Origin of the sequence: Paenibacillus polysaccharolyticus, assembly GCF_900102085.1 — a bacterium.
GTDB lineage: Bacteria > Bacillota > Bacilli > Paenibacillales > Paenibacillaceae > Paenibacillus > Paenibacillus polysaccharolyticus.
Map to the genome: position 1 here is coordinate 90,100 of NZ_FMVM01000014.1, position 21,738 is coordinate 111,837.

19 protein-coding genes are annotated in these 21,738 nt (G+C 41.9%); 6 read left to right on the plus strand and 13 right to left on the minus strand.

Going from position 1 to position 21,738, the window contains the following annotated elements; genetic code table 11:
• Positions 1 to 699 carry a response regulator transcription factor gene (locus BLQ13_RS19500; protein WP_090923203.1) on the minus strand — a complete coding sequence of 233 codons (699 nt, stop codon included), beginning with the start codon at positions 697 to 699 and terminating at the stop codon, positions 1 to 3.
• 159 nt (positions 700 to 858) lie between these two features.
• Between BLQ13_RS19500 and BLQ13_RS19505 the strand changes: the two genes are divergently transcribed.
• Complete coding sequence (locus tag BLQ13_RS19505) at positions 859 to 1,689, plus strand: TVP38/TMEM64 family protein (protein WP_090923205.1); 831 nt, start codon at positions 859 to 861, stop codon at positions 1,687 to 1,689.
• 119 nt (positions 1,690 to 1,808) lie between these two features.
• Positions 1,809 to 2,417 carry a GNAT family N-acetyltransferase gene (locus BLQ13_RS19510; protein ID WP_090923398.1) on the plus strand — a complete coding sequence of 203 codons (609 nt, stop codon included), beginning with the start codon at positions 1,809 to 1,811 and terminating at the stop codon, positions 2,415 to 2,417.
• Positions 2,418 to 2,560: 143 nt separating this feature from the next.
• Here BLQ13_RS19510 and hemG read toward each other — a convergent pair whose 3' ends face one another.
• The 8 genes from hemG to BLQ13_RS19550 all read right to left on the minus strand — a co-directional run bounded on the left by hemG (position 2,561) and on the right by BLQ13_RS19550 (position 12,401).
• A complete protein-coding gene (gene hemG, locus BLQ13_RS19515; protein ID WP_090923207.1) occupies positions 2,561 to 4,114 on the minus strand; it encodes a protoporphyrinogen oxidase in 1,554 nt (517 codons plus the stop codon).
• Positions 4,115 to 4,138: 24 nt separating this feature from the next.
• Positions 4,139 to 5,329 (minus strand): TIGR04053 family radical SAM/SPASM domain-containing protein, encoded by a 1,191-nt coding sequence (locus BLQ13_RS19520; protein ID WP_420848950.1) that lies wholly within the window; start codon positions 5,327 to 5,329, stop codon positions 4,139 to 4,141.
• Positions 5,330 to 5,516: 187 nt separating this feature from the next.
• Positions 5,517 to 6,677 carry a cobalamin-independent methionine synthase II family protein gene (locus BLQ13_RS19525; RefSeq protein ID WP_090923210.1) on the minus strand — a complete coding sequence of 387 codons (1,161 nt, stop codon included), beginning with the start codon at positions 6,675 to 6,677 and terminating at the stop codon, positions 5,517 to 5,519.
• A gap of 191 nt (positions 6,678 to 6,868) precedes the next feature.
• Positions 6,869 to 7,540: an HNH endonuclease gene (locus BLQ13_RS19530; RefSeq protein ID WP_090923212.1), complete on the minus strand. Its 672-nt coding sequence runs from the start codon at positions 7,538 to 7,540 to the stop codon at positions 6,869 to 6,871.
• Positions 7,537 to 8,133 (minus strand): hypothetical protein, encoded by a 597-nt coding sequence (locus BLQ13_RS19535; RefSeq protein ID WP_090923214.1) that lies wholly within the window; start codon positions 8,131 to 8,133, stop codon positions 7,537 to 7,539. Before BLQ13_RS19535 ends, BLQ13_RS19530 begins: the two co-directional genes overlap by 4 nt.
• Positions 8,126 to 10,276, minus strand: a complete 2,151-nt coding sequence (locus BLQ13_RS19540; protein WP_090923216.1) for an ATP-binding protein — start codon at positions 10,274 to 10,276, stop codon at positions 8,126 to 8,128. The genes BLQ13_RS19535 and BLQ13_RS19540 overlap by 8 nt, the downstream gene beginning before the upstream one ends.
• A 12-nt stretch (positions 10,277 to 10,288) precedes the next feature.
• Positions 10,289 to 11,764, minus strand: a complete 1,476-nt coding sequence (locus BLQ13_RS19545; RefSeq protein WP_208606809.1) for an Eco57I restriction-modification methylase domain-containing protein — start codon at positions 11,762 to 11,764, stop codon at positions 10,289 to 10,291.
• A gap of 67 nt (positions 11,765 to 11,831) precedes the next feature.
• Complete coding sequence (locus BLQ13_RS19550; protein WP_090923218.1) at positions 11,832 to 12,401, minus strand: SF0329 family protein; 570 nt, start codon at positions 12,399 to 12,401, stop codon at positions 11,832 to 11,834.
• 229 nt (positions 12,402 to 12,630) lie between these two features.
• On the opposite strand from BLQ13_RS19550, the gene BLQ13_RS19555 reads away from it, so the two are divergent.
• Positions 12,631 to 14,781, plus strand: a complete 2,151-nt coding sequence (locus BLQ13_RS19555; RefSeq protein ID WP_090923220.1) for an ATP-binding protein — start codon at positions 12,631 to 12,633, stop codon at positions 14,779 to 14,781.
• A 4-nt stretch (positions 14,782 to 14,785) separates the two neighbouring features.
• A complete protein-coding gene (locus tag BLQ13_RS19560; RefSeq protein ID WP_090923222.1) occupies positions 14,786 to 15,472 on the plus strand; it encodes a response regulator transcription factor in 687 nt (228 codons plus the stop codon).
• A gap of 261 nt (positions 15,473 to 15,733) precedes the next feature.
• On the opposite strand, the gene BLQ13_RS19565 is transcribed toward BLQ13_RS19560, so the two are convergent.
• Complete coding sequence (locus tag BLQ13_RS19565) at positions 15,734 to 16,735, minus strand: tRNA dihydrouridine synthase (RefSeq protein ID WP_090923224.1); 1,002 nt, start codon at positions 16,733 to 16,735, stop codon at positions 15,734 to 15,736.
• Positions 16,736 to 16,947: 212 nt separating this feature from the next.
• On the opposite strand from BLQ13_RS19565, the gene BLQ13_RS19570 reads away from it, so the two are divergent.
• A complete protein-coding gene (locus BLQ13_RS19570) occupies positions 16,948 to 17,421 on the plus strand; it encodes a DinB family protein (protein WP_090923226.1) in 474 nt (157 codons plus the stop codon).
• 110 nt (positions 17,422 to 17,531) lie between these two features.
• Positions 17,532 to 17,738: a DUF2536 family protein gene (locus BLQ13_RS19575; RefSeq protein WP_090923228.1), complete on the plus strand. Its 207-nt coding sequence runs from the start codon at positions 17,532 to 17,534 to the stop codon at positions 17,736 to 17,738.
• A gap of 158 nt (positions 17,739 to 17,896) precedes the next feature.
• Here the strand turns inward: BLQ13_RS19575 and BLQ13_RS19580 are convergent, their stop codons facing one another.
• From BLQ13_RS19580 to BLQ13_RS19590, 3 genes are all read right to left on the minus strand, one after another.
• Positions 17,897 to 18,712, minus strand: coding sequence for a VanW family protein (locus BLQ13_RS19580; protein WP_090923230.1), 816 nt, complete (start codon positions 18,710 to 18,712; stop codon positions 17,897 to 17,899).
• Between the two features lie 160 nt (positions 18,713 to 18,872).
• On the minus strand, positions 18,873 to 19,724 hold the full coding sequence (locus BLQ13_RS19585) for a hypothetical protein (RefSeq protein ID WP_090923232.1): 852 nt from the start codon (positions 19,722 to 19,724) through the stop codon (positions 18,873 to 18,875).
• A gap of 11 nt (positions 19,725 to 19,735) precedes the next feature.
• Entirely contained in the window at positions 19,736 to 21,700 is a 1,965-nt protein-coding gene (locus BLQ13_RS19590) for an ABC1 kinase family protein (RefSeq protein WP_090923234.1), read from the minus strand.
• Positions 21,701 to 21,738: the final 38 nt, after the last annotated feature.

The window sequence follows — 21,738 nt, forward strand, 5'->3', positions numbered from 1 at the left end:
TTATTCAATTTTGTACCCCTTCCCCCAAACGGTCTGCACATATTTAGGATGCTGCGGGTCGTCTTCCAGCTTGTTTCTCAGATTACGAATATGAACCATTACCGTGTTATTACAAGTATAAAAATAAGGCTGCTGCCACACGCTCTCATAGATATTTTCGGCTGAGAAAACCTTTCTTCGTTTGGACGCCAAGAGCAACAGAATCTGATACTCAATATCCGTGAGCGAGATTTCTTTCTCACCGATATACACCGATTTGGCATCTTTGTGAATGGTCAGATCCTTCACCGCAATGTTCTCAGCCTCTTCGATCTTCTCTTTGCCCCGGTAGACATAATATCGGCGAAGCAGCGCTTTGACCCTTGCCACCAGTTCGGTATACGAGAATGGCTTGGACAAAAAGTCATCGCTCCCCGACGAAAAGGCAAGTTGTTTATCCGAATCCTGTGTTTTTGCTGTCAGGAACAGAATCGGCGCACTCGTTTTTTCACGAATCTCCAGACATGCCTTCAGTCCAGACTTATTGGGCATCATCATATCCAGAATAATAAGATCTGTTTCTTCCGTTACTTTATCTACCGCATCTTGGCCGTCGACGGCTTCGATGACTTCGTAGCTTTCACTTTCTAGTAAAATCTTCACGATCTCACGAATCTCACTATTATCATCTGCAATTAAAATCTGCTTGTTGTTGTTCATTCGAAATCCCTCCGTTCATTCCAGTATAGTCTGCGTGTTTTGACAGAGCCAGCGGATCAGGATCGCCTTAAGAATTCTTAAGAAGTTAAGTAGGTATCTCTTCATGATTTCGATTTATACTGTTAATAGTCAAAGTAATTAAAAAAGGAGTCTTCAGCTATGCCGCAAACTTCAAAACGTATCGTGATGAAAGTACTGCTGGGTCTGATCGCTGTCGTATCCACAGCTCTGCTGATCTATTATGCACCAGCTATCATTAAAATCATGTCGTCGATGGATAATTTCAGAGCTTATATTCATTCAACGGGACACTGGGGCCCAATCATGTTTATTTTATTTCAAATTCTACAGATCGTCGTTGCGCCTATTCCCGGAGAGGTCGTACAGATTGCCGGTGGATATATCTACGGTACTGCACTCGGTTCCTTCTATACTACGGTCGGTCTGATCATAGGATCAGCGATCGCATTCTATTTTACCCGTTTTATCGGTCGTGACTTTGTATCGCGCCTGCTACGGAAGCAAAATATGAAATGGATGTCATTCATGCATGATGAGCGAAAATTTGCTGCCTTTTTGTTTATCTTTTTCCTCGTTCCCGGGTTGCCCAAAGACATGCTCGTCTTTGTCGCTGCGCTGACATCCATCAGCTCTTTACGCTTCTTCACTATTCTGCTGATTGGACGTTTGCCCTGGATTATCGCTTCGGCCGTGGTAGGTTCCAACCTTCATATGCAACAATATACCATTGCCATCATCATATCGGTTATTGCTGTCGTTGGATTTATATTCGGATACATCTACAAGGACAAATTAATGAATCTGTTCTCCAAAGCGGATAAAACGAATCAAACAAATGAGATTATTGAGAACAGTGAGGTCAATGAGATCAAGGAGATAAACGAGACAAAGGGACTCAACACGACGTTAAAAACAAAAACTGCGCCTGCTTTAGTTAAGCCGAGAGACTTGGCACCGAAAAAAGGATAAAGATGACAGAAGAGTTGAATATGTACGATGCCATCACACACACACACAACAAAATACGAAATACGGAATATGAATTAGATATGCATGATCTATTTCCGTCATCATTGGAGGAATCATATATGCAAAACATTGTAACGGATCGATTGATTTTACGTAATTTTGCCGCAACGGATGCTGCCGGATTGCTCGAATATACCGCGAATCCACGAGTGAACTGCTTTATGGATCATCAGATGTCGACACTTGAGGAAGCAGTCGCTGAGGTAGAGAAACGAAGCAAGGACGACTCCCATATCGCCGTTTGTCTAAAAGACAGCAATGAAATCATTGGAGAGCTGTTTGGGATGACAGAAGGCCATGATCCAGACTCAGATTCGGACTCGGACTCGAAATCGAATTCAGACTCAAAATCAGACCCAGATACGTATAGTGTCGGCTGGAATTTTAACGGGAGGTTTGAGGGAAAAGGATACGCCAGTGAGAGTGCTCGTGCCTTCATGGAATACCTCTTTATGGAGCAGGGAATTCGGAGAATTTACGCTTACGTGGAAGACGATAACTTCCGGTCTCAGAAGCTATGTGAGAAACTCGGCATGCGCAGGGAAGGGCTGTTTCTTGAATTTATTTCTTTTGTCAAAAATGAAGACGGCACGCCGAAATACGAGAACACGTATCAATATGCGATATTAAAAAAAGAATGGCTGGCGCAGCAGGCTACTGCGAAATAGCGTGATCCAAATCCCCGGATCGTGTGAATATATTCCTTGAGCCGATCGTTACAGCGTAAGTAAATTCAGCGCCCTGCCAATAAAAAAAGCGGCAGCTTCCCCCGATTGAATTTCGGGACAGGCTGCCGCTTCTTTATGTTTATCTAATTCCCAATCAACGTGCCAATGACTTTCTCCGCCATAGCCTTGCCCTGAGAGATACAATCCGGAACGCCAATTCCGCGGTAACCTCCGCCACCAACGTACACTCCAGGCATAACATCTTCCAGTAACTTCTCAACCTCTGCGATTCGTTTTAGATGCCCGACTTGATATTGGGGCATGGATAACGGTAATCGGTTGATCTCTGTAAAAACAGGCTCTGCGGAGATCCCCATGGTCTCTTGTAATTCGCGGCGTACTTCAGCAATGATTTCTTCATCGGTAAGCTGATGACTCATCGGGTCACGGCCGTATTTCCCCACATATGCTCGCAAAAGAATGTTACCTTTCGGCGCTGTATGCTCCCACTTAGATGATGTCCAGGTGCAGGCTGTAATTTTGCGTTCTTCCTTGCGCGGTACAACAAAGCCGGATGCATTCAGGGAAACACCCACATCCTGCTCGCGATAAGCAAGTACGACGTTCATCACCGAAGCATACGGGATCGCACGCAGGTGTTCTGCAATCGCCTCATGCTCATGTGCAAGCATATCCGCTGCTGCATACGCTGGAGTCGCAATCACTACCGCATCCGCCGCAAGCGTCGTTCCATTGTTAAACTGAACCGTATAACGTATAGTGTCTTTTCCTTGCTCTTGTTCTGCTTTCGACACACGGGAAATTGCCGTGTTCCTGATCAAATGCGCTGTGGAAGAAAGCGTCTGTTCAAGTTGCGTTACCACACCTTCCAGTCCGCCCCGTGCACTCAAAAACATGCTTCGAGTGGCCGTGCCCGCTGGTTGTGATACGGGTTTTGAATCTGGACGGATTGCCGATTTAGTTGTAGGTTGTGACGTAGACTCCGTTTTGGTTTGAGCCGTAGGCTTGACTGTTTGCTTCGGGGCGCGGCTTTTTCTCACACCCAGCATGCCCACGATCAGGCTACGGTGTTTTTGCTCCGTTTCCTGTAGCATTGGGAACGTTGCTTGTACACTCAGTCCGTCCGCATTGCCAGCATATATGCCTGCCAAGAGCGGCTCGGCGATCTGCTCCAGTACTTCATCGCCAAGGCGTCTGCGTAGCAGTTGCCCAAGGGACTCATCCTCCCTGCTCGACCTCCGCGGCAAAACAAGATCTGCCGCTGCTCGCACCTTGCCCCGAAGGGACAATAAACGAGTTGTTACGAAGGGTTTCCACTTCGTAGGCACACCGAGCATAAAGCCATCCGGGATCGGATGCAGTTTATTCCGATAGGCGATATAGCTATGCGACACCCCTGGACGCGTACCAACGAGTTCTTCACCCATACCGAGCTCCTGCATAAGCTCAATGATGGATGTTTTGCGTGCGAGAAAAGAATCGGGCCCCCGTTCGATCACGAATCCATCCCTTTTACCGGTGTGCACATGTCCACCGAATCGATCATTTTTTTCAACAATAATAAGTTCTGCTGCAACATCATTCACTCTGCAAAACTGTTCAATATAATAAGCTGCGCTCAATCCGGTAATCCCACCGCCAGCAATAACAACTTGTTTCGTGCGTTGATTATCCATGCTACACTTCCCGCCATATAAACTTTAACGCAGCGCCGCCGGGATATAGGCACAGGAAGGATCACTGGCCATGTAATCTCCCGTCATTGCATACGCTCTTGCTCTGGAGCCGCCACACATCGTTTTGTACTCGCAGACTGCACATTTTCCGTTCAATTTCGACTTATCCCGCAAGGTCTGCATCACCGGTGAATTCCGGTACACCTCAATTAGCGACTCATTCTTCACATTACCGCACACCACGGGCAAGAAACCGCTAGGATAGATGTCCCCCGTGTGACTGATAAACACAAACCCGTCCCCATCATTGACCCCTTGCGGTGCACGTCCCAGCATATCTTTGCGTTTGGCGAGACCCTTGGCAAGATCTGCATGATTTCCTGCGCTCTGCTCGGATTGAAGTTCTAAGCCTTGCTTGGAGTTCTGCTCTGAGGCCTGTTCTGCTCCTGCTGTCCGTTGCTGTATCATTACCCGTCTGTAGTGAGGCGCCTCCGTTGACTTCACGCCGTAAGGCATCTCATGAGCAAGCTGCACCATCCACTTCATGACCTGTTCATGCTCTTCCGCTGTGATCATATCTTTCTCCTGAGCTCTGCCTGTCGGAATGAGGAAAAACAGACTCCACAGCACAACGCCCATCTCTTTCACCTTACGGCTGATGGCCTCCAGATCGCGGAGGTTATAACGGGAAACGGTCGTGTTGATTTGAATCGGAATGGCTGCTTCCTGCAAAAATCGAATGCCCCTCATCGTCATATCATAAGAACCTCTGGTTCCGCGAAAATGATCATGAATCTCGGCCGTTGACCCATCCAGACTAAACGCCCAGCGGGATAAACCGACTTCCTTCGCCTGCATAATTGCCGCTTCAGTGACCTTCGGCGTGGCGCTAGGCGTCATGGACACGGGTAACCCCTTCTCCCGAATCGCATACTCCGCCAGTTCAAACAGATCAGGCCGCATTAGCGGGTCACCCCCCGTGAAAACAAATAACGGTTGTTCCTGCATAGCAGCGATATCATCTATCAGCCTTTTTCCCTGTTCGGTGGTCAGTTGACGTGGATCAGCCCGATACTGGGCCTCTGCCCGACAATGTACACATTTGAGTGCACATGCCCGGGTCACTTCCCAGATCACGATGAACGGATATTGGGTATAATCACGTGGCTTCATCTGCGGCCTTAACTGCTGCATTTGCGCCTTGATCTGTGGCATCGTCATCCATTCTCCCCCTATCTACATGCCATTAAGTGTAGAGCAGATGTCGGGTCAGGAAAGTGAGAAGAATCACAAAACAGACATAACGATCACACGGCAACGAATCAGGCAAAATAAAAAAGCGACCTCTCCCGAATCCTGCTCGGAAAAGATCGCCCTATAAAAATATCTATATGTTATAGAATTAGTTGCCCCAGTATTGCTTCGCAATTTGCTGGCCCTGATGAATCTTCGCCCACTGCTGGGCTTCGCTCAGTTCGTTCCCGCCATCACAGGAGGCAAAACCACATTGGTGAGACAACAGCAGCCTATCTTTGTCAATGATCTTGGAGGCTTCGTCCAGCAGACGAACCACGCGCTCCTCATCATCGAGCGTACTTGTTTTGGAGGACAGCAGACCCAGTACAATTTCTGTATCCGGTCTGTCTTTGAACACTTCCAGCGCTTCGATGGAACCCGCACGATCATCATCCCACTCCAGGAAGAAACGATCATACTTCAATTGCTTCAGGAACAGATTCGCAATCTTCACATACGATCCGCCGCCCATGTTACGGGAGTCATAGTTGCCGCGGCAGTTATGTGTCCACATTTTCAGACCCAGACTATGACCGAAGTCGATGACCGTATTGTTGATATCGATAAACTCCGTGGCGAGACCCTGTACTTCCTCTTGATTAATATGCTCTCCGGTAAAAGGCGAGTTCGGATTGTCATCGGCAAACAGCTCCCAGAGACAGTCATCCATTTGCAGAATTTTACCACCCGCAGTTGCAAACTCCTGCACAAATTCCTTATAAGCACTTACCAAGCCGGCTTTCAGCTCCTGTGTATTCTGGTATACGGCATCCTTACCCCCAATGTTGTCCGACCACGATAATTCACCGAAAGTATGGGACGGCGATGGAATGCAGAGTTTGGTCTGCTGGTCACCCGCTTGGTCTTGCAACTGTTTGAACAGTTGAATGAAATGATGATTCTTGCCGCTCAGTTGCCCCGTAATACGCAGCCCGATATCTTTACGTGTTTCATATTTAGAAGTGCCGTCCACATCCCGGAAAAAGTACCCATGATCCGCAATATACCGCTCCACTCCGCCGAATCCCCACACAAAGTCGAGATGCCACATCGATTTGGAAAATTCGCCGTCCGTGATAACGGACAAGTCGTTCTCAATCTCTTTTTGGATCACTTGTTCAATCGCTTTCGTCTCACATTGCTGGTATCCTTGAAAGTTTTCATAGAATGGATACTGGATATCATCCCGGTGTTCAATCTGTGTTTTATATGTCAGCAGCTCTTCCGGCCGCAATAAACTGCCTACGATCTGGAACTTGTCAGTCATGTAAATAACCTCCTCGTTGTATATGATTATCATATCACGCGGAGCGGGGTTAGAAGAGATACCAAAAATGTATGACTGGTTATAGCTTCAAGCTATAGCAAGAAAAAATCTAGAAATTTTCAAATGTAATAAAATCAAAATTGGATTGTGATTAAAAATAAATTTATAAATACTAAATACCTAAATATTCCTCATGTTAGTTGAGCTTCTGTGTGAGAGCCCTCTCCTGCTGTTAATTTTAAACTTGCCAGATTTCTTTTGTGTTGTAATTTCCTGAGAATGTTACTAAGCTGATTATTATTCATACCCTCCATTTTTCTACACAGTCCTTGTATATTTAATAATAAATAGTCCAATCTCCTAGATTGATATGAAAATTTCAACTTTTCATAAAATGAATATACAAATTCATCATCTCTATATTCATCAGAAATCTTTATATAGTAAGAGTCATCTCTATTAAACACATTTGTTATATGTTGAGAGTCTGGGTTCAAGATTTCCCTGTATTCTTCAGTAATAAAGAAGCTACTTTTAGATCGATTACAATCATAGCAAGCCAGAATTAGGTTCGTCATTTTCCCCGCTATTTCTTTAGATTTAAATGATGACTCACATATGTAATGATCGACTTCAAACATAGTTATATTTGTATTTTCTATAGAATTTCCACAATAGGCGCATTTAAAGTTATAAATCATCATGAAAGCTCTTTTATATTGACTTCCTCCTTCCTGAACCTTATTGTAAATAATTTTTGTTTTAGGATTATTTTTTTTTATTATCACTTCTAAATCATTCTTTTTAGTGGACACATTCCGCAGTTCTGAGCAATACATGGTATTTCTATAATCTCTTATCATTCTCCTAGCTCCCTCTGCAGTTCTTTAAAAGCTAAAATAAGCTGATCTATATCTTCTGTGGTTAATTCATCATATTGCGAGACCCCATTTAAAGACTCTGTTATTTTCTCAATCAAAAATCTATCAATACCATCGTTCTGACTTAACTTATTGGCTATATTCCTATAAATTGTAATATTCTCAACCAAATCATCTAAATGTCCCTTTAAATTTCTTGCATAATATTCTATCCCCGTCTCATCAGGATTACTTCTATATTTTTGAAGGGTACCATAATCCTCATTAGGTTCATTCTGACTTATAACTAAAACTTCTATAAACGGAAACATTTTCTTTAGTATTACTTTAAATTCTTCGCCAGAAAACTTACCCGTTACGACACTACCGTTTTCAAATAACTTTGAATCAATTAAAATAATGTTTGCTTCTGTAATCAATGGATTACTTAGAAGATTGTCATATCCTTCCTCACTTTTAAAGGGTACTTCCTCATAATACTTAATGAAATCTTGGTGTTCATATTTCTCCTGTAGATATTCAGAGATACTCTCATCTGGATCGTCATCTATATATATAATTTTTATACTATCCATTAAATTCTCCTCCTAAATTAAATTTAATATTGAAACCTTCGTTTCCTCTGATCTCCAAAATTCTCCCACCTGACATTGTAACTGTATTATTAACTATCCACATACCCAGTCCGTGACCGTTTATTCTAGAAGTCTCATGAACTTCAAGAATTCTAAAAGGTTCATCCACATATTTGGAATCAAGTCCTTTACCATCATCTTTATATGAAAACTCCAAAAGACCATCGATGAGCTCAACATCAATGTGAACTGATAAACGATTACTATCGTCATTATGTTGTAAACTATTTAATATTAAATTATCAAATATAACTTTTACACTATCTTCTGGGAGTATATAACTAATCTCTGGTAATACATTCAATTCTATTTCTAGCCAAGTATAGTCTCTTTCCCATACTGTCTTTCTATCCTCAAGCAAACCTAGTATGTTATGATTTCCAGCAAAAAAATTACTTTTTTCTACTTCTGCTAACATAGTTTCCATAAAAGAAACTAATTTAGAATTTATTCTTTTATTTTTATCAAGTAATGCTGGTATATTCGCATAGGCATATTTAGTTCGTTCTTTTTCATTCACAAAATCCCATATCTCATATTTTTTCAAAGCTTTAATTATTTTATTATAATTTTCTCCAATGCTATTTCTATCGTTATGCATTTCATGTGCAATGGCTGTTGCCTTTAAACCAGAAGTAGCCAAAACATTCAGTATTCTAATATCATATTTATAACGCTCTTCAGTAGTATGAATTTCTTTTTTATATTGAATATTTTCTTTTTTATAATCTATAATTTCAGAAATAAATTTGTTAGTTTCTTGTTTAGATAAATTTCTTATTAATGAAGGATTTTTTATAACAGAATCTACGACTTTTTTCTCTTGCTTAATTTCATTATTTTTTTTATTTATTTTACGTATAATTGATTGTCTGTTTCTTTCAAATCTAGCAATGCCTAATTCTATAATTTCAATAAATACACTATAATATATATTCTCATCTAAGCCCTGCCTATTTGATAAATCTTTCAACATAAAATTCGCTCTTTTGTCAATTTCCACTTTGCCAGCCAATTGATTTTCCCTTACTCTCCAAGCCCCCGTAGGGTGTGAGGCTGCAGCAGGAGATTTCCTAGACCTTTTTCCTAAACCTAACCAATCCTTAGTTCCATCATAAGATGATATACTAAATGAATTTCTATATAAAACTATCCCGCTCTCATATCTATCAGTTAATACTCTTTTTTTGTATAAAAACTTCTCTACATCGTTAGAAGAAGACTCCTTTAAGCTAAAATAAAATTCAGCTTTAAAATTCCCAAGAGTTTTAAGAACTTCTTCTAGTTCTCCTCTCGTTAAATCAAGTTCCTTATTACTTTCTAATTCCTTTATGCAATCAATATTTTTTTTATACGTATGTAAATCAGTATCACAGTATTCCCTTGCTTCATCTTTAAACTCGTCTGAATCAACTTCACATGTCAATTCACATTTATTGGAATTAAACTTTATATTAATTTTACTACTACAATTATGTCCAATTATCGGAACATCAAAATATCTGTTAACATATTTCACAACTCCTTCAAAAGTAATGTATATACTCATTAGATTGTCATTATAAGTTCTAGACAAGTATTTCAACAACTTATCGATACTAACTTTATTCCATTTGTCTCTTAAGCCACTTATCTTTATATAAGTTCCATAAAATCTAAGAAACTCCCTTTCCTCTATAATACTTTTACTCCAATCAGTGCTCCAAAATATAGATTTATTAAGAAATTTTCTCTCTTGCGATTGTAATTGCACAGTTGTTCCTAAACGCGACAAAGCAAATCTCCCTACCCCCTTTGATCCTGCAAGAACTCTACTTTTCCTATTCCTATCTTTGAGAACATATTTTTTATTACTCTTACCTATATGCATCCAATCCCGTTTGAAGCCCTTATAATTCATTCCTTTTCCATCATCTCTTATAATTAATTCGTTATCTTTGAAAATAATATCTAATCTAGTAGCTCCAGCATCAAAAGCATTTTTCACTAATTCCAAAACTGCAGACTCTTTGTTAGTGAAGTTTTGTTCTCCCAGTAACTCAGCAATCGTACTATCTTCGATAATGTATTTGAGCTCTTCCATGCTAATCCTCCCTTAGAACCGATAATTATTTATATCTACAGCAGTAATACGCAATGAGTTACCATTTGCATTAATTCCAATAGCTCTAACATATTCATTGAAAGCCTTACTCTCTAAAATTTCTTTAGCTTGTATTAAAGTTAACTCCTTTTTGGGAACAATATAAATTCCTGAATAAGGAATACAATCTTTGGTTAGCTCATACACTTTTACTTCTTTAGTTACAACGGTTGATAAAAGCAATTTAGGTTGATTTAAATGGGCTAGAGCCTGGGAACGCCCATATTCAAACCACTTCGTATTTTTATCAGATTTTCTGTTTCTTAATTCTTCCGAGAAATTACATAGGTATTTAGTTGCCTCAGGAAAACTCTTGTTAAAATCCTCGTTAGAGTATCTTACTAATTTACTATTAACATATTTATACGGAAAAATAATGAGTTCAGATTTCTTAGAATTTAACGATCTAGGACTAATGCCGCGCCTTATTAAATCATTTTCAATTCTAAATCTACCTACACACACATGATTTTCTTCTTCCTTAAATTCTTTCAATATATATGCCTTATTAAACAACGTAGCAACGCTTATAGCTGCTGAAAAATAGTCCCCGAATCTTCTTTTAGGTTCAGATTCAAAATTATAATTTTCAAATATCCATTTCTTATCCAATGTTTCTTTCTGAATTACTGTAGTACTACCTTTTTTTATATCTTTATATTCAAAATTCTTAGAACTTATTTTTTTGTCGCACACGATAATTGCAGATGAAGTTAGTGCTTGGGAAAACAATTTATGAGAAGTATAATCTATTATTCTAACCAAATGTGGTAATATTATCCCTCTCAACTCTTGAGCAAATACGTTCTTAAAAAGACTATTAGGTATTAAATAAGCTAATTTCCCAGTTGAACTTATACTCTTAAAGCTCGCTTCAACAAACGCATAGAAGTAGTCGAATTTCCCAAATTTGCATGAAGTGAAATTCTCTCTTAGATAAGCCCTTGTTTCATCATTAAGTTCCCGATAATTGATATAGGGAGGATTCCCAATTACATAATCAAATTGCCCATCAAAATTTTGCTTTAAAAAGTCCAAATTCAAGATTTTCCAATTAACATTTAGAATACCAAAGGAAGAAGCCATTTCATCGAGATTTGCTAAACATTTAAAATAATGTTGTTCATCAATCTCTGCGCCATGTATATCAACTTCCAACCCTTCTTTTATCTTATCTAAATTTATATTGTTATTCAGTGAATCCTCGATATATCTCCTTACTATCTCAACTAGAATATTGCCATCTCCACAAGCATTTTCAATAATTTTTTTACCGTATAGATCTCGTTTATAACCGGCAGCATCTAAAAGCTCAATAACATTCTGTGAAGGAGTAAACACCTGACATTTCTCTATCATTTTTTTGTTCCTACCTTTTTTATTTCTAAGAAAAGTTATCCCTAAGATAATTAACTTTAGTACTCTCAATTTTACTTCATACTCCAAATATTTCATAGATAAAGAATTTATATAATATTTTTAAGAGATTCAAATCTCACACTGTCCTGCGGCGCAGTTCGTAAAAATACTGCACGGCAGAATGCTTCATTTTAATCGAATCCGACATGTTCAGAATCCGCTTTTTGCCCACCCGTCTGTCGATCAGCGCCAAAATATTGAGCAGAATGTCATTGCTCTCCAGATTGTCCTCGATTGAAGTGGCCAGAAACGTTGTTGCTACCGACGTAAAATTCGATTTGCTCAATGCGGCTTGAGCCGCTAACAGTTCCTTAGCATGAGATGTGCTTTTTCTACCTCGCACCATGATCTCAAGTCGTTCTTCCGGTACAGCCCCTTTCGTTTCTTTACGAATGGCTTCAATCTCTTCCATACTTACAGGAATTACGATATTGGGATCATTCTTGATCTCCTGATCGGTCTGATACCACCGTATGGGTGTCGTCGTATCCGCCATATTAAGGATATTCTTCTGATCCACGGTCAGATAACCACTCCCTGATTTATCCGGTGAATAGCGGTAACTGGTTGCCCGGTACGCTACTGTGCCGGCCAGTGCGGGGCTAAGAAAACTCTCTAATTGTTGTTTTAATTTACTCCAGGACATAGTTCCTCCTATTCTCAGAAAAGCTTCAACAGAACATTTACATAAAGTATAGCACAGCACAACGATACGCCCCTCTAATAGCTACAGCACAAAAGAATAGTTCACCTTTGAAGTCATCTGGGTCTTTCTTGAAGTTTTTATCTCCATGAATCACACATTTTCTTTTGTTGATGCTATCATGAAGATATTCAGATATTTATAGCGAATTTTGTAGATTGGGGTCAACTTCATGTTCAGGGATATTCTGCGAGTCAGTTCTCGTACGATCTTGCTTCACATCATTTTTGTCGTTGTTATCGGTTTGGTCATAAGCTACGCCGTGATGTCTGCACCAGATTCCCCTCCCGTTAAAAGCGAACAAGGCATACTCGATTTAACTCAGGGTCGTATTCGTACAAATCCTGTACAGTTAGAGGGAGAATGGACATTCTACTGGCATCAGTTGCTTTCACCTGAGGATATACGAAGTCTTATGGAAATGGGTGGACAGTCTGACCGATATATCAATATACCTGGATCATGGCTAGGCTACCGATTGGATGGTCAAGAACTGACAGGAGAAGGCTTTGCCACTTTTCGTCTGCTTATTAAGCTTAGCGAGCAGGACAGAAATGAGCGACTTGCGCTGCGGTTACCTACCATTTTCCATGCTTATAAACTATGGGTGAATGGAGAACTGCTTGCAGAAGCAGGTAGGGTTGGTCAGGACAAAAGTAACATGACACCGCAATTGGCAACAAAACTGGTGTTCTTCCAGCCCGAGAGCGATACGGTAGAACTCGTGATGCAAGTATCCAATTTCTATCATAATCGTGGCGGTATTACCAAAGAAATAGAACTAGGTGGCAGTAACGTATTAACGGTCCAGACTAAACTGAAGGTTGCCACAGACATGTTTGTAACAGCAAGTCTGCTCGTCATTGGCTTGTATAATCTGATGTTGTTCTTGCTCCGCCGTCAGGACAGAGCACCGTTATACTTTGGTCTGTTTACCTTGTTGTTTGGCATCCGATCCATGCTGAATGGCGAGCTGATGTTTACACAATTTTTTCCTGATTTCCCGTGGGAATTGCAATTTAAAATGGAATATCTGACTCTTTGTCTTGGTGGGTATGTCATTACCAAGTATTATGAATGTATTTTCCCGAATTATGTCTCACGATGGTTCCGTCTTGGCAGCCGAATCGTAACGGGATTACTCTGCCTGGTTGTTGTCATAACCCCTGCACTGATCTATACCAAAATGTTAATGTTGATTGGTGCGGTCGTTGTTCTTCATATGGCATATCTGATGGTTGGACTAGCCAAAGCGGCTATGCAGCATATGGAGGGAGCTCTGATTTTCCTGCTCGTATCCGTGGTTGCTTTGGTTACGGTGATTAACGACTTCTTATACTTCAATGAGTGGTCGCCAATCGGAAATACTTCTCCGGCAGGTCTGTTGATATTCACGATTGCACAGCTGATTCTGCTTTCTTCCAGATTTACAAGGGCAGCAACAAACGAGGTGCGGATTGCCCATGAGCTTCAGGAAGCGAATGACAGGCTTACCGATATGAATACCAATCTGGAGCAACTGGTGAAGGAACGTACACATGCATTATCTGCGGCTCACGAAGACCTGCGTAAGTCGTATGAGCAGTTACTCCGCTCAGAGCATGGAAGAAAGAAGCTACTTGCCTACATTACACATGATTTGCGTCTGCCGCTGTCCAGCATGCTTGGTTATGTCGAGGCGGTAAAAGACATGGTGAAGCCAGAACGCAATGAACAGTACCTAAAGTATATTCGTGATAACACGATACGGATTAATCATATGATCGGGGAGTTGTCCTTCTTGTCTCATCTGGAGACAGGACAAGTGGAATACCACATGGAGCCGGTTCATGCAGCCGACTTCTTACATCGTTTTTTTGAACAATATGAGCTGGTTGTGCTTGACGCAGGATTGGATTTCACACTGGACATCGGCAGAGGGGAAGATCAACGGGCTGACTTTCCGCACATTGAGATTGATGAGCAAAGATTAGAGCAGGCTTTGTTTAATCTCGTATCCAACGCGATGAAGTTCACCTCCACTGGTGGAATCATACGTCTTGCTCTAGCCGTGGATGAGACAGAAGATCCCTCTAATGTGCTCATTAGTGTACAAGACTCTGGCATGGGTATTCCCCCGGATCAACTCGAGCAAATCTTTGATCGCAATTACCGATATGATCGGCCAAGCACGGACATGAAAGTGGAGGGCAGTGGACTCGGACTCGCGATTTGCAGGGAAATTGTTCAGGCACATGGGGGAAGCGTTCATGCAGACAGCGACGGCGAGACGGGATCGATATTTTATATATCGCTGCCGCTCTATTCAATAGCAGGAAGGTGACCACATGAAGGACTCGTACAAAATTATGATCGTCGATGATGATCCCCATATATGTGAGATTGTTCAGGCGTATTGCGAACGTGAAGGTTTTAATTGCACTTATAGTCATACCGGGACAGAAGCCATGCAGCTGCTTACATCGTTTAATCCTGATTTGATTGTACTGGATGTGATGCTAGCCAATGAAAACGGCATTGACTGGTGCAGGAACGCAAGAGGCTACACTGATGCGCCGATCTTGTTTCTGAGCAGCCATGAGGAAGATGAGGTGAAGATCAGTGCATTAACGGATGGCGGCGACGATTATGTGACCAAGCCGTTCAGTCCAGGCGTACTCATGGCAAAAATCAAGGCTCATCTTCGCAGAGTATCGTCAAGCAGGCGGGAACAACTGCTGGAGTTACCAGGGTTGCAACTGGATTTCTATGCTCAGTCCGTCAACATAGGTAGTAAAACCATTTTTTTATCCAAAAAAGAATTCAGTCTCCTGTCCTATATGGCACAGAATGTGAATCGGGTGATCTCGGTCGATACGTTATTCAATCTTGTCTGGGGCATGGAAAGTCTGGAGGATACGAGAACGGTCGCTGTACACATCAGTAATTTACGCAAAAAGATAGAGGATGACCCTCTCCATCCGGAGAGAATTATTACGATTCGGGGAGCAGGATACATGCTGGCTTCGTCATAGCCATTCCGTTAGTTTTAGCTCAGTGATTCGCTGGTTTGGCGCCAGTCTTTAATAACATTTCGTGTACCTATGAGGCGTGTACTGGAATCTCTGGTCAATGTGATTGACTAAGAATTCAAGTAACGTCTTTTTATTTTAAATGGACATAAACTGCGTGGATTGTAAGGGTTTAACGAGATTCCAGCCGTCCGGAAAATCTAAAAAGCCCAAGCGACTGTTCCACTTGAGCAATTCAGAATCAAATATCCATTCATCCAGGCATTACATGCTGTTTCCCTCTACCTCAGCCTTCTCTACCTGTTCCTTCCTTACAAACTCATCGAGCAACTCACGTACTTTAGCGGTTGTTTTGGCGTTCATCAAGTTACCTCTCAGCTCACTTGCACCGCGGAATCCACGAACGTAAATTTTGAAAAAACGTGCCAAGGGACTGAACGAACGAGGTTCCAGCTCCGAGTATTGATCATGCAGATCCAGATGCAGCCGAAGCAGATGAAGGAACTCTTCCGTCGTGTGCTCACGCGGCTCCTTCTCAAATGCAAACGGATTTTGGAATATGCCCCGTCCAATCATTATGCCGTCCACGCCGTATTGCTCTGCCAGTTTCAGTCCAGCTTCACGGTCGAGAATATCCCCATTAATGGTTAGCAGTGTATTCGGTGCGATCTCATCCCGCAGTTTTTTGATCTCGGGAATCAACTCCCAGTGGGCATCCACCTTGCTCATTTCCTCTCTTGTGCGCAGGTGAATGGACAGATTCACGATGTCTTGCTGCAAAATATGAGTTAACCAGTCGCGCCATTCATCGACCTCGGTGAAACCAAGTCTTGTTTTGACGCTGACCGGCAAGCCTCCGGCTTTTGCCGCCTGGATAATCTCTGCAGCAAGAGCTGGTCGGCAGATCAAGCCGCTCCCTTTGCCATTCTCCGCTACATTCGCTACAGGACAGCCCATATTAATATCGATGCCTTTGAAACCTTCCTTTGCCATGCCAATGCTCATCTCACGGAAAAACTCCGGCTTGTCTCCCCAAATATGCGCCACGATCGGCTGCTCATCTTCGGTAAACGTTAACCGCCCGCGCACACTTTTGTTGCCCTCTGGGTGACAATAACTTTCCGTATTCGCAAACTCGGTAAAAAACACATCCGGTCTGCCCGCCTCACTGACCACATGCCGAAATACAACATCCGTCACGTCCTCCATCGGCGCCAATATAAAAAATGGTCGTGGCAATTCACGCCAAAAATTGTCTTTCGTCATATCCAAAACCTCTCTATACATACTAGGGAAATTATTTATCCCGAAATAGCGAATCAGTTGTAGCTCAATTATATCACACCCCTGAACGAAGCATACTTCTCCTGTAAACTTGAAAATATTTGACATTAATATACAATAAAGATATTGTAGATACGTTTAGTCTTTAATTAAAAAAGCGAATCGTTATTCGCTTATAAAGGAGATTAATGAAAATGAATATACTAACGAATCAATATGAAATGATTAAACGAACAAGAGAATCCCTCTTCCAAATGTGTGAGACGATGTCCCCTGCAGCTTACTCGCAAACGATTGATGCATTAGGTGGGGAATCCATCCGCAACCTGCATGTTCATGTCTCGGATTGTTATCGCATATGGTTAGGCGTTCGCGGTCTTGGACGAACCATTCCCAAGTTAAAACCAGAATTCATCAGAGATGTAAAGGAAATGCGTGCATTATTCGAGAAGACAGATTTACTGGTAGATGAATTTCTTCATCATTTCAAAGACAATTGGGACGCAGACATTCAAGCCAGTTGGATGAGTGAAACCGCTGAATTAAGTGAATTATGGCTTTTCACCCATTGCACAACCCATGAATTTCATCATCGAGGGCAAATTACGAAAATCGCAAGACTTCTCGGAACCATTCCTCCCAAAATGAATTTATCTAAAATAAAATAATCACATTCGGTTTAACTGATTTTCACTTGCTGATCCCCAGAGGCTCAACTACAATGAAACTCGGGTAGCTCATTATTAACATTCATATAAAGTGGAGGTCTACATCACATATGGAAATTTCATTAGATATCATGAAGGACAAGGTCGAATGCCTTCAAGCTTATGACTTTCAGGAACTGGAACGAGCGATCGATGAACGAATGGGCGTGAACAAAGCCCTCCTTTTACGTGTGAAGCAGGTTCAACATCAAGTTACGTTTGATCCCGTTCGGAACAAAATGTTGTACAGTGCTGTGGTACATTTTGCTGTAGATTAATGGGTTCATGCGAAGTTAATGCATAATCTAATTGAGGTACAACCAGCAGGTCTTCCAAGATGAATCACCTGCTGGTGATGTATAACGGATTAGAATCCGGTCAAATTACAAGTTAAAAGGACTATTACACTACCCTCTTCGTCACGAGCAATATACTGCTAATTACTTTTTGCGGATTCCGTTAGTAATGGAGAGTACATCATAAGAGCATTATTCTCAGTGATGAATTCATCATCAATCCATTCTCCCTCTGGATTAAAAATACGCCGATGTAACACATTACTCCTGACATATCCTCCCCAATGCTGTTGTTCAATGCGGTGCTGTTTCTCGTAGATTTCATAAGAATATAAGACTTTCTCTTCCTCACGCCATTCTCCTCTCAGCACATGATCTTTCAACTCCAGATGAAGCTGGTAGGATATTGACGTAGGATTGGAGATCATCAGATCCAGGTAGTTATACGCACACGTTGCCCCGCTGCCAAACGGTTGGGTGCGGTTTGAGTCCGGGAAAACATCATAACTATGTCGATGTCGCTCAACAACAGTAAGCGGTGTGTGCAGTGTTATCCAGTAAATAAGGTTTGAGAGCTGACAGAGTCCTCCGCCAACCCCTGGTTTGAAGCCACCATAAAATAATATCATGCCCGGAACATAACCTTTGCGCGCTGTCGTTTTGCCGATCAGCTTCCAGTAGGACATCGTTTCACCCGGTTGAAGGATAAGTCCATTGAGTCGCCCGATCGCGATCGACAGATTGATTTCTTTGTTATGCTGTAGCCACATATCCACGTCCTTCAGCTTTCGAAGGGTGGGTGTTTCATGATGAAATACAACATGTGGAAGATTTTTAGCTGAGAAGGTTTTTGCAAATGAAGTACCGTCAACCAGCCATCTCGCATACCTTCGCCAAGTATAATATGTTTTCCCCAACATTAGTCGCAGTCTGGATCTCGGAATAGGTTTCCGCATGGCTTCAATCCCCCTTTGTAGACAATCTACTGCTAGGCGTTTATTCCTCTATAATATGACGTCTTCATTTTCCATAGAGTTACGGCCTAACTGCTTTTCCGATGAAAAAAATAAAGCAAAAAGACCCCAATTCAAAAGCTTGAGGTCTGATTAAAGCGAACTACAACCTTCCGTAATTGCGCAGCACCGATAACGTAAAAATCGTATTATACGCCTGCCAATGCTTCAAGTCATGCTCATCACTCCAGCCACCATCTTCCCGTTGTGAGTTTTCTAGATCATTTAACAACTTATTCAGTAAATCCTTGGGCATGACTTGAGCAACTCTGGTGTCAGGTGAATTAGCAAATTGGAAAAGAGTGAACTGATTTTTCTCCGTTGCGCTTTGAGCACATTTCAGAATATTGTCGATTGTTACTTCTATAAAAGGTCTATTCTCAGGCGTATCTTCCAGATTGAGATAGTAGTCATGGGCGTGGTACGCCATAAACAACCAATCATTGGCCTGAATGTGCTCTAGCGTGAGGTTAGACTTCGCCCATTTCGATGTCAATGCAGCTAGGGAAGCGGAGCAAATCCCCTGTTTAATCAAATTACCTGTAATTGAATCGGGTGTGGACTGCCCGCCACCACTCCACCATGAAGCATGGGGATACTTATGTAAGGAATCAGGATTCTTCAAAGAGCCATCTTCATATCGATTGCGTTCAACCCAATCCACTGTACCCGTCAATACTTCTGTCAGCGGCAGGTTCATATCCCGTCCCATGGTCAGCAGAAACTCCAGCGCAAGAGGATGCGAGTCCGGACATTTAATATCATGTTCCAAACCATGCCCCCACCCGCCGTCCGCATTTTTGTAACAAAGCAGGCACTGATACAGTCGTTCAACCGAGCCGGCATCAAAAAGATAACTAAATAACGCTTGCTCCCAGAGCACACCGTTAGCATATACAAAATCCCTTGCCTTATCTATCGATACGGACATGCTATAGCCTCCATTCTGTCTCATCCTCCATCCTCCTACACCTTCGGTTTCAACTGTTTAATTACAGCCATGATCAATATGATCATGCCTACGCCAAAACCAGATATAGATAACGGAGCAAGTAAAAATCGCATCGCTTCCCCCTGCACCACAAAGCTAGCAAGCATGACGACCATACAGATTACCGTGAATATCCCCACTGTCAGAGTGCCCATAAAATCATGCAGTGAATGATTTTCCTCACGGGCAATCATAATTTTATTGTCCTTCAGAATAGGCAGTTCCAATAACTTCGGAATGTAGTCCGTAATCTGCTCTTTGACCTTTGTTAAACGCTCTTTGACTACTTGTCCTTTATCCATATGAGTTGCGAAAGATTGACTGGTTGCGGATAAAGAGTACGTATCATCTACAGATGAGAGCGTGCCATCCAACGTAATGATGGCTCTGAATGCTCCGGCAATCGTAGGTTTTAATGACATCCCCATCTCCGTGATCATGGACATCATTCGTTTCATCATGACACTTGTCGGGTCTGGTGAGAAAGACGCTTCGGACAAAAGTCGGCTCAGACGCTGTTCAATCAACTTTTCATCCAGCAAATGCCCATCCTCACACACTCGTGTCAAACCATCCGCCATCTCTTTCGTATCTCGACTGCTGTATCCCATCAGGAAGCTTAACATCCCACCTCGTTCTTCATCTGTTAAGTAGCCCACTGAACCAAAGTCGATCAGCGCAACCTCTCCATCAACGGTCAGCATCAGATTTCCGGGGTGCGGGTCTGCATGAAAGATACCTATCACTAGAATCTGATCCAAAAATGCGTGCATCACCCTCTCCGAAACATCGCTTGTCACCGCTTTCGTGAAGCTGGTTCCTTCGATATATTCCATAGTTAAAATCTGTTTTGTCGAATACTCCGAATAGATTTCGGGGACACGGATACGAATGTTGTGTTCTTCGAATGCTTTGCGAATCAGATTCGTATTCAAGGCTTCGATATCAAAATCCGTTTCCTCGATCAAATTCTGTTTGAACCCTTCAGCAAGCTGAATTAATCCAAGTCTTTTGATTTTGACAGAGCGCTCGGATAGCCATGATACAAACTGGATTAAAATATCCAAATCGACCGTCATTTTCTGCTTCACATCAGGTCTTAAAATTTTGACAACAACCTTCTCCCCCGCCAATTTCAGCTTCGCCAGATGAACTTGTCCAATCGAAGCCGCTGCGATGGGCTCCATGCCAAAGGATTCATATGTTTCATCCATATTGCCGATTTTGGTGTCGATAATCGCTTTCAGTTCCTGTGGGCTTAGCGGTTTCACCTGATCATGTAAACTGGAGAAAGCTTGGATGTAGTTTGCAGGTAACATATCCTTTTTGGTCGATAACACTTGGGCAAATTTCACAAATACACCACCCATGTTATCCAGTACCTCAGCAATAACATATGGCAGTTTGGCATGATCTTGCTGAATCAAATGAGCCAAACCTTTGCGTGAAATACTCCAGAACATATGCATCATCCGCCGCCAGGCACGAACTTTATTCAAGATATACAGGAGCGGATTGGTCGCCTGCAATATTTTAAAATTAAACAGGTTAAGAAGCATATAGGCATAACACGCGGTGAATATAACAAGCAACGGATAATAGATAAACATGACTCTAAGAATCTCGGCATCTGGTGGAGCTGTCTTTTGATTAAAATATGTAAAAGAAAGTACGAGCGTTACAATTGATGTACTGAATAATATCGCCAAGCTCAGCTTCAACTGGTTACTTTTGAACGTGCTGATATTTCCAATAATAAAATACACCAGAAACGCTGCCACCAAAATACTGCTCAGATAAAATTGCTCCAACACCTGAAGTAGCATGCTCACCGCAAGAGCACTGGCGAACGAGATCAGCACTTTATGTTTCCTGTTGAAGAACGACGTCAGCAACATGAATACAATGAAACACACGAGTAATGTAACAAAAAAGAACATCTTACATCCCACCTGTTATGTAATGGTAATGAATGAAT

Coding starts and splice junctions, on each gene's coding strand:
- BLQ13_RS19535 (WP_090923214.1), bottom strand. CDS start 8,133: ATGGATAGTATAAAAATTATATATATAGATGACGATCCAGATGAGAGT.
- BLQ13_RS19575 (WP_090923228.1), top strand. CDS start 17,532: ATGGAAATTTCATTAGATATCATGAAGGACAAGGTCGAATGCCTTCAA.
- BLQ13_RS19555 (WP_090923220.1), top strand. CDS start 12,631: ATGTTCAGGGATATTCTGCGAGTCAGTTCTCGTACGATCTTGCTTCAC.
- BLQ13_RS19500 (WP_090923203.1), bottom strand. CDS start 699: ATGAACAACAACAAGCAGATTTTAATTGCAGATGATAATAGTGAGATT.
- BLQ13_RS19510 (WP_090923398.1), top strand. CDS start 1,809: ATGCAAAACATTGTAACGGATCGATTGATTTTACGTAATTTTGCCGCA.
- hemG (WP_090923207.1), bottom strand. CDS start 4,114: ATGGATAATCAACGCACGAAACAAGTTGTTATTGCTGGCGGTGGGATT.
- BLQ13_RS19530 (WP_090923212.1), bottom strand. CDS start 7,540: ATGATAAGAGATTATAGAAATACCATGTATTGCTCAGAACTGCGGAAT.
- BLQ13_RS19540 (WP_090923216.1), bottom strand. CDS start 10,276: ATGGAAGAGCTCAAATACATTATCGAAGATAGTACGATTGCTGAGTTA.
- BLQ13_RS19580 (WP_090923230.1), bottom strand. CDS start 18,712: ATGCGGAAACCTATTCCGAGATCCAGACTGCGACTAATGTTGGGGAAA.
- BLQ13_RS19550 (WP_090923218.1), bottom strand. CDS start 12,401: ATGTCCTGGAGTAAATTAAAACAACAATTAGAGAGTTTTCTTAGCCCC.
- BLQ13_RS19570 (WP_090923226.1), top strand. CDS start 16,948: ATGAATATACTAACGAATCAATATGAAATGATTAAACGAACAAGAGAA.
- BLQ13_RS19590 (WP_090923234.1), bottom strand. CDS start 21,700: ATGTTCTTTTTTGTTACATTACTCGTGTGTTTCATTGTATTCATGTTG.
- BLQ13_RS19585 (WP_090923232.1), bottom strand. CDS start 19,724: ATGAGACAGAATGGAGGCTATAGCATGTCCGTATCGATAGATAAGGCA.
- BLQ13_RS19520 (WP_420848950.1), bottom strand. CDS start 5,329: ATGCCACAGATCAAGGCGCAAATGCAGCAGTTAAGGCCGCAGATGAAG.
- BLQ13_RS19525 (WP_090923210.1), bottom strand. CDS start 6,677: ATGACTGACAAGTTCCAGATCGTAGGCAGTTTATTGCGGCCGGAAGAG.
- BLQ13_RS19565 (WP_090923224.1), bottom strand. CDS start 16,735: ATGACGAAAGACAATTTTTGGCGTGAATTGCCACGACCATTTTTTATA.
- BLQ13_RS19505 (WP_090923205.1), top strand. CDS start 859: ATGCCGCAAACTTCAAAACGTATCGTGATGAAAGTACTGCTGGGTCTG.
- BLQ13_RS19560 (WP_090923222.1), top strand. CDS start 14,786: ATGAAGGACTCGTACAAAATTATGATCGTCGATGATGATCCCCATATA.